Genomic DNA, 8,939 nt, shown 5'->3' on the forward strand with positions numbered 1-8,939 from the left:
AGTTTTGTCCTCCATACTACATTAAATAAGCAAGTACTAAGACGAGCAGGTTATCCATCTCTAAATGACATCTACTTAAAAGTATCGTAAAGTTAAGAACCGCCTTGGTACGGAACCGTATGCCGGGCGGTGTGAAAGGTCGGCTGAAGAAATAATCTTCAGCCTCCTATTCTATTTTCCGACTTTATTAGTAAGAAATGAATAGCGCAATACTTTGTAAATTAATTAGTTGCGTCTTTTAAAAGCGGTTTATACACTTTTGTTCTTTATTGTCTACCTTTATAAGAGTGGAGGTAAAGCCAAATTTACTTTGGTTTAGATCAAATACCACCAAATTGGTTAAGTAAAATAAGAAGTATTAAATCAATTATTAGCGTGTTAGTGAGATTTTGAGTACACAATAAGTACGCTTCAACAAGGATAATGCACATTTGAGTTATTCTTTTATTTACTTACTACTTTTAATCTTGTATTTTTGTTTTATTAAAAAAAGCAATCATTGTGGCAAATCAAAAAGAGGAATCTTTATTTATTAAGCACTATAGGATAATTGTAATTCCTATTGTGTTCCTTTTATATTTATTTTCACATTTTTTACTTAATCCTTACGATGTACATTGGTATGCATCAGTTAATGAACAAGAACTCTTAGAGACCCTTATTCTACTGCTGTTGTATTGTACTGTAATTACAGAGGTAAGTCTTTGGCTGAGTAGGGTTTTGAATAATTGGATTCCTTGGGATAGATGGGCTGGTTTACGTGCGATAGTACAGTTAATTTCATTAATAGTAATTATTTTTATTGTTTACTTTTTATTGAATTTGCTTTATTTAGTCTGTATGCCTTTGCCTGCTAACGCTACTTTTAGTTTAGATTTAAAAATTGACCTCTGGCAAAGTTTAATTATTAGTATCAATACCGGGATATTTATTTCTGCTGTTCATACAGGATATTTTTTAATTAAGAATTGGAGAACTTCTATGATGGATGCAGCCGAGTTGAGGATTAAAACTGAAAAACTTGAGAGAATCGCATCACAAGCCGAATTAGAGAGCTTAAAAATGCAATTAGATCCTCATTTTTTATTTAATAACTTTTCTACATTGTCGGAACTGGTTATTGAAGATCAAAATTTGGCGGCTAAATTTTTAGAGCATCTTTCCTTGGTATACCGCTATATGCTATCCAATGTGCGTAAAAATGTAGTTTCTTTAGAAGAAGAGCTGAGTTTTGTGGATTCCTATTTTTATCTTATTAAAGAAAGGATGGGCTCTAAAGTTATCTTAAAAGTAGATATATCTGATAAAGTAGCTGAGCAGTTTTACATAGCACCAATTGCTTTACAACTCTTAGTGGAAAATGCTGTTAAGCACAATAAGGCCTCAAAGGAAATCCCCTTGATAATTGAGATATTTATACAGGATAACGGAGTAGTGGTTCGCAATAACATAAGAGAGTTAGCAGCCATTTTACCTTCTCCAAAAGTTGGGCTACAAAACATTATTGACCGCTATAGACTTTTAAGTGAGATAAATGTTGTGATACAAAAGGATGCCGATTACTTTAGTGTATGGTTACCTTTGTTGGACAATGCAATTAAAAAAGATAAATCAACTCTAGAATAATATATCTATGGAAGTATTAATAATAGAAGATGAACAAAGAAATGCAAATAAGTTGACTCGTTTATTAAATGAGTTAAACCCACAGATTATTGTTCTACAAGTTTTAGAAAGTATTGATGAAAGTGTTACTTGGTTTAAAAACAATCCTTATCCTGATGTAGTTTTTATGGATATCCGTTTGGAGGATGGATTGTGTTTTGAAATTTTTCAACAAGTAGAGGTCTATTGTCCTGTTATTTTCACTACTTCCTATGATGAGTACGCCTTAAAGGCATTCAAAGTAAATAGCATTGATTATATTATGAAGCCCGTGAGAATAGAAGATTTACAAAGGGCTTTAAAAAAATTAGAAACTCTGCAAAACAATAGTGATCTTTCTGACCCAATTAAGGATATATTAGGGCATTTAACTAATCAAAAGCAAGTTTTTCGCTCTAGATTCTTATTGCCTTATAAGGATGGTTTTGTAACGGTTAAATCTTCAGAGATTGATTATATTTTCTCTGAACAGAAAATCACCCATTTGGTTAAAGCCGATGCAACGAGTTTTATCGTTACCCAAACTATGGAGGATTTAGAAGAGGAATTGGATCCCAAGATGTTTTTTAGAGCCAACCGCCAACATATTATTCATATTGATTCCATTGGTAGTATTCAAAATTACTTTAACGGCAAGCTTAAGATTATATTGAACAATGATCCAACTAGAGAAGTGATTATTTCTAGAGAGAAAGCCCCGTTGTTTAAAAATTGGCTAAACTCCTAAGCATGTAGTGTTTTGCTATTATAGATTAATTATTATTATCCCCTGTGGATATATCCCATAAAATGCCTTTTATTGCTAGAATAAATGGCATTTTACTTTTTGGTATATCCCCTAATATACAAGCATTTTACCAAAGTTTGCCAGGCTGGAATTCATGACAGTTACCCTATTTTACACTTCAGTAGCATTTTTTTACGTTTCAAATAAAAAAAGCTAAACCCATGTCTATTTTATACGAAGTTTGTCCTTGTAAAAAACAGATTATAATGAAGAAAATTTTTAGAACGACTAGATTTTTATTTTTAGCTGGTTTGCTATCAAGTTCAATCTTGATGGTAAGTTGTGCAGATAAACAGCAAGATCAAGTACAACAAGCTCCATCTTTAGAAGTTAAAGTTGATGTTGTTAAAAGTGAAGATGCAACGCTTTTAAATACTTATACAGCCTCTTTAACAGGTAAAGTGAATGTAGAAATTATGCCTAAAGTAACAGGGTATATAAAAAGCATTGATATTGAAGAGGGAAGTTATGTGAAAAAAGGCCAAGTTATCATGAGAATTGATGATAAGCCTTACTTAATTAAAGTAAATAATGCTCAAGCTGCATTAAAAGCTGCAGAATCTGTGGTAATTAATGCCCAGTTAGAAAAAGATAAGGTTACTTCTTTATTAGAGAATTCTTTTGTTTCTCCAATTCAATTACAAAGCGCTCAAGCAGATTTGCAAAGTGCTCAAGCTGGAGTTTTACAAGCAAAAGCAGCTCTTGCTTCTGCTCAATTAGATTTAAGCTATTGTTCTATTACCGCTCCAGTGGATGGTTTTCTTGGATTAATCTACCAACGTGTTGGTAATTTAGTTTCGCCAAGTGATATAGAGCCATTAACTACCCTATCAGATATTAATCAAATCTATGCATATTTTTCTTTATCAGAGGCTAACTATTTTGACCTAGTAAAGGAAAACAATGGAGCCGATAATATATTAACAATGCCTGTGGAATTAGAGTTAAGTAATGGTGACTTGTATCCTATTAAGGGAAAAGTAGATGTTATCAATGGGGAGTTCAATAAACAAACTAATGCCATTAGCGCTAGAGCAGTATTTGAAAATCCAGATAAATTACTACGTAATGGTGGAACAGGTATTGTACAATTAGTAAGTGTTCAAAAAGGTGTTACTCAAATACCTATTGCTGCAACAGTTGACCTACAAAATAAAATATTTGCCTATGTATTGACTTCGGAAAATACAGCAGAGCAAAGACAACTTAAAGTTAAAGGCAAAAACCTTCATACTTACTTTATTGAAAGCGGTGTAGAGCCAGGGGAAACTTTAATTATCACAGGTGTTGATAAGTTAAGAGACCAGATGCAAGTAAGTCCACTTAAAGAAAGTAAATAAAATAATTAAATCATTTAGGAGTTGTTTTTTCCTATATTATTTTAAACTATAAAACAGTAGAAATGCTAAAAAAGATCATACATAGACCTGTATTAGCCACGGTAATTTCTGTCATTTTAGTGATATTAGGATTAGTTGGTTTAACCCAATTACCTATTGCACAGTTCCCAGATATTGCCCCACCAAGTGTTGTTATTCAGGCATCTTACCCAGGAGGTAACTCCGAAACGGTTTTAAAATCCGTAGTAACCCCAATTGAAGAAGTAGTAAACGGTGTGGAAAACATGACCCATATCGAATCTACCGCTAGTAATGACGGTACTGCAATGATTACCGTATTTTTTGAATTGGGAACTGACCCAGATCAAGCCGCTGTAAACGTTCAAAACAGAGTTGCTCAAGTGCAGGGTATTCTTCCAGAGGAAGTAATTCAAGCAGGGGTTATTACCCAAAAGGAACAACGCGGGATGATCATGGTAGTGGATTTAATTAGTGATGACGAAGAGCTTTATGATGAGACTTTCGTACAAAACTATGCCCGAATTAACTTAGTACGTGCTTTAAAACGTATTAAAGGAGTTGGAAACGTACAAATATTTGGTGAGAAGGATTACGCTATGCGAGTTTGGTTAGATCCACACAAACTTGCCAATAGAGGATTAACCCCATCGGATATACAAGCTGCTATCCAAAATCAAAGTATGGAGGTTGCTGCAGGTAACTTAGGTCAAAATGCTGGAGGAAGTGTGCAATATACTTTAACCTATTCTGGAAAATACAATACGCCAGAGCAGTTTGAGAAAATCGTAGTTCAAGCCGATAAAGCTGGAAACGTTCTTTATTTGAAAGATGTAGCTAGAATTGAATTTGGATCTGTTTCTTATGACGAGGACAATAAAATTAATGGCAAGCAAGCTGTAACGATGGCTGTCTTCCAAACTAATGGTTCCAATGCCAATGAGATTCAGACGCAAGTTTATCAAGTTTTAGAGGAATTAACCCCAGATTTACCTGTAGGTTTACGTTATCATGTAACTTTTGCCAATAAAACACAATTAGATGAATCCATTAATCAGGTAATTTATACGTTATTAGAGGCCTTTATCTTAGTATTCATTATTGTATATGTGTTCTTACAAGATTTCCGCTCTACTTTGATTCCTGCAATTGCAGTACCAGTATCTCTAATTGGAACTTTTTTCTTCTTAGATTTAATTGGATTCTCCATTAATATGCTAACCTTATTTGCTTTGGTTTTAGCAATTGGTATTGTGGTGGATGACGCAATTGTTGTAGTGGAGGCCGTCCATAGTACTATGGAGCATGAAGGCTTAGATGCTAGTGAAGCAACGACAAAGGCTATGAGTGAAATCACCGGAGCTATTATTTCGATTTCTCTAGTAATGTCTGCGGTATTCTTACCAGTTGGATTTATGACAGGTCCTGTTGGAGTATTCTATCAGCAGTTCGCCTTTACTTTAGCTATTGCAATTTTAATTTCTGCAGTGAACGCCCTTACTTTATCTCCTGCATTATGTGCTTTGATGCTTAAGAATCATCATCATGATTTAGAAAATAATCCAGGAAAAAAACTTAATTTTTTAAAGCGTTTTTTCCGTTCTTTCAACGCAGGATTTACTGCCTTAACAAACCGCTATGGCAAAGGAGTGCAGTTCTTGATCAAAAGAAAAGTAATGAGCTTATGTATTATTATTGGTTCTGTAATCGGTATGATACTTTTGATGAATAGTACTCCAAAGGGATTCATTCCAAATGAAGACCAAGGTTTTGCCATGTTTGCTTTATCCCTTCCTCCAGGATCATCTATTGATAGAACAACCCAGGTATTAAGAGAAGGAGATCTTATTATTAGAAATAACCCAGCGGTTCGTTCTGTTACTACTATTTCTGGATTTAATATTTTAGGTAATGCTGCTTCTCCAGCTTATGCAATGGGATTTGTTAGCTTCAAAGATATGCATGAGAGAGGAGATGTAATGGATATTAATACTTTGATTGCTAACTTAAACGTTGAACTTTCTGCAATTAAAGAAGGAGACTTCTATATGTTCGCAAATCCAACAGTACCAGGATTTGGTGATTTTGATGGATTGGAGTTAGTAGTGCAGGATAGAAAAGGTGGAAGCATTACAGAATTTGCTGATGTAGTGAATCAATTCAACGTAGATTTAAGTTCTTCACAAGAAGTACAAGCTGCCTTTACCATGTTTAAAGCAGACTTCCCAATGTACAGAATTAACGTAGACCCAGTTAAGGCAAAAATGCACGGGGTAGAGGTTAGAGATATTATGAATGCTATCCAATTATTTTACGGTAGTGCTCAAGTAAACGACTTTAACCGTTTTGGAAAGCAATTTAAAGTATTTGTACAAGGAGATGCCCAGTTTAGAGCAGATGAAGCTTCTTTTGATAGTATATATGTATTAGCTGGTTCAGGAGAAATGATTCCAATTAGTTCTTTAGCAAAATTAGAAAAGACTTATGGTCCTCAAGCAATTAGTAGACATAACTTATTTAACTCTATTACTGTTAATGGTATTATCAATCCTGGAGTAAGTACAGGAGATGCTATGGCTAAAGTAGAGCAGATTGCAAAAGAAAAATTACCTGATGGATATGGTATTGAATGGTTAGGATTAAGTAAAGAAGAGCAAAAGAGTGGTGGACAAATGGTATTTATCTTCGGATTATCTATTTTGTTTGTATATTTTATTTTAGCTGCTCAATACGAGAGTTACATCTTGCCATTAGCTGTACTATTATCTCTACCAATAGGTATTATGGGAGTATTCGTAGCCATTGGAATGGTTGGAATTGCCAATAATATTTATGTACAAGTGGGGCTAATTATGCTCGTGGGGCTCTTAGCTAAGAACGCTATTTTAATTATTGAGTTCGCTGTACAACGTAGAGCACAAGGTCTGAGTATTGTGGATTCAGCTATTGAGGCTTCTAAACTGCGTTTACGCCCAATTATAATGACTTCATTCGCTTTTGTGGCTGGATTAATTCCACTTATGACTGTGGTGGGATCTTCTGCTCAAGGTAACCACTCTATTAGTATTGGTACGGCAGGTGGAATGTTATTTGGTGTGGTATTTGGAGTATTTATTATTCCTGTATTATATGTTTTCTTCCAGTATTTACAAGAAAAGATCTCTGGTTATAAACCTGGCCAGGCCCAAGAATAACAAAGCGTTTTTTGGATTGAAAATTTTAAATGGAAAAAATGAAAAAAATAGTTTATATACTAATTGCCTCTGGTTCTTTAACTGCATGTAAAGTAGGGAAAGATTACCAACAACCGGAGCAAAATATACCCCAAAGCTTTGTTGGCCAAAGTACACAAGATACCAAGGTAAACGAGCTTGCCAAGATTAATTGGCAAGAGTTCTTTAATAACCCAGAGTTAAATCACTTAATCGGTCTTGCTTTAGAGCAAAATCCTGATTTACTACTAGCGGTTAAGAATATGGAGCAAACCCAATTGATTTATAAACAATCTAGGTTGGCTGTATTGCCAGAACTTGGCCTAAATATTGACGCTTCAAGAAGTGAGGCATCAAAAAACTCTTCTAGTGGATCAAATCGTACAAGTAACGATTTCACAGCTAGTTTAGATTTTTCATGGGAAGTGGATATTTGGGGAAAAATTCGCCGTGAAAAAGAAGCTGCTTTAGCAGTTTATATGCAAAACGAGCAAGTTAAAAATGCAGTGCAAAATAGATTAATTTCTGAAGTTGCTACTACATATATTAATTTGTTAATGCTAGATGAACAATTAAATATTGCCAATGCAAGTATTGCCTTAAGAGAAAATACCTATTTGGTAACTCAAAAATTATTCGAAGTAGGTAATGCAAGTGTTTTAGCAGTACAGCAGTCTAAAGCTCAATGGATACAATCCAAAGAAGTATTAACCGATATCCAAACAGAGATAGAGTTACAAGAAAGTGCTTTAAATCTACTTTTGAATCATTATCCTGGTAAGATACAAAGAGAGTTTAGTCTTTATGAATTAGATTTAGCGAGTGATTTATCCCAGGGTGTTCCAGCTGATTTTATTCAACAAAGGCCAGATATCCAAGTGGCAGAATATAATTTAAAGGCTGCTAATGCTAAAGTAGGGGCTGCTCAAGGACAAATGTACCCGAATTTAATCCTTTCTGCTAAAGGAGGATTAAATGCTATTGAAGCCTCTTCATGGTTTAATACACCATCTTCTTTATTCGGGATGATAGGAGGAGGAATTATCCAACCTATTTTCCAACAAAAGAAGTTAAGAACAGCTTTTGAAGTTGCAAAAGTGGAAAGAGAAAAGGCTGGTATTGAATTTAAAACTGCTGTTATTGGTGGTTTTACTGAAGTACATAATACTCTAGTTAAGATTGATAAAATCAAGCAAAAGTCTACTTTAATGCAAGAGAGAGTTTCTTTATTAAGTGAATCTTTAAAGAATACTAAGTTTATGTTTGAAATGGATAAAGCAACGTATCTAGAAGTTATTAATGCCCAAGGTTTATCCTTGGATGCAGATTTGAATTTTGTAGGTTTGCATCGCGATTATTTAGTTAACCTTGTGGAGCTATATCGCGCCTTAGGAGGACACTAAGCTAAACCTAACTGTTTTTTCATAATGGAAAGCTAGTCATCAAAAGATGACTAGCTTTTTTTTGTTAGTGTGCCCAGCATGGGTAGTAACTCTAGGGTGTAAGTCCCGAACACGCCTTTACAACGGGAAGTGTTAGCCAAATGCAAGGGTGTCCATCGCAAGGTGGAATCTGAAGGAAGCGCTAGGCAAACCCTTGACCTGACGAACAGAAACTATATCAGGCTCAATAATATCGGATAAGGTTGCTAAACAAACTGAAGTCCAAAGTTGTACGGAGATATTTAGGGTAAATATAGCAGGTATATGAGGGGAAAGTTACTGTTCTTACCTGGGGAGGTCTTACAGACATAGGAAAGTTTTTTTTTACAGAACTATGGATAACAATTGCTGTAAGAAGTCAGCAGAAGTCATAGTAGGTATGGATACAAGCTTGGCAATACCAAGAAGTCTTACGAAATACTGAAGGACTGAACTTAATTTAAATGAGTAGTAAATGAATGTTACCTAATGAAGG

General features: G+C 34.6%; 5 protein-coding genes. All 5 read left to right on the plus strand.

The genetic code is table 11. The features are described from left to right. The first annotated feature begins 501 nt into the window (after nucleotides 1-501). The 5 genes from ACYSNX_RS12495 to ACYSNX_RS12515 all read left to right on the plus strand — a co-directional run bounded on the left by ACYSNX_RS12495 (nucleotide 502) and on the right by ACYSNX_RS12515 (nucleotide 8,425). The gene (locus tag ACYSNX_RS12495) at nucleotides 502-1,626 is read left to right on the plus strand and encodes a sensor histidine kinase (RefSeq protein ID WP_461754996.1); all 1,125 of its coding nucleotides are present in this window, start codon (nucleotides 502-504) and stop codon (nucleotides 1,624-1,626) included. A 7-nt stretch (nucleotides 1,627-1,633) separates the two neighbouring features. Continuing rightward, the gene (locus ACYSNX_RS12500; RefSeq protein ID WP_461754997.1) at nucleotides 1,634-2,392 is read left to right on the plus strand and encodes a LytR/AlgR family response regulator transcription factor; all 759 of its coding nucleotides are present in this window, start codon (nucleotides 1,634-1,636) and stop codon (nucleotides 2,390-2,392) included. Nucleotides 2,393-2,658: 266 nt separating this feature from the next. Then, nucleotides 2,659-3,792: an efflux RND transporter periplasmic adaptor subunit gene (locus tag ACYSNX_RS12505; RefSeq protein WP_461754998.1), complete on the plus strand. Its 1,134-nt coding sequence runs from the start codon at nucleotides 2,659-2,661 to the stop codon at nucleotides 3,790-3,792. 62 nt (nucleotides 3,793-3,854) lie between these two features. After that, complete coding sequence (locus tag ACYSNX_RS12510) at nucleotides 3,855-7,004, plus strand: efflux RND transporter permease subunit (RefSeq protein WP_461754999.1); 3,150 nt, start codon at nucleotides 3,855-3,857, stop codon at nucleotides 7,002-7,004. 38 nt (nucleotides 7,005-7,042) lie between these two features. Next, nucleotides 7,043-8,425, plus strand: a complete 1,383-nt coding sequence (locus tag ACYSNX_RS12515; RefSeq protein ID WP_461755000.1) for an efflux transporter outer membrane subunit — start codon at nucleotides 7,043-7,045, stop codon at nucleotides 8,423-8,425. Nucleotides 8,426-8,939: the final 514 nt, after the last annotated feature.

This window comes from Myroides sp. LJL115, assembly GCF_054871665.1.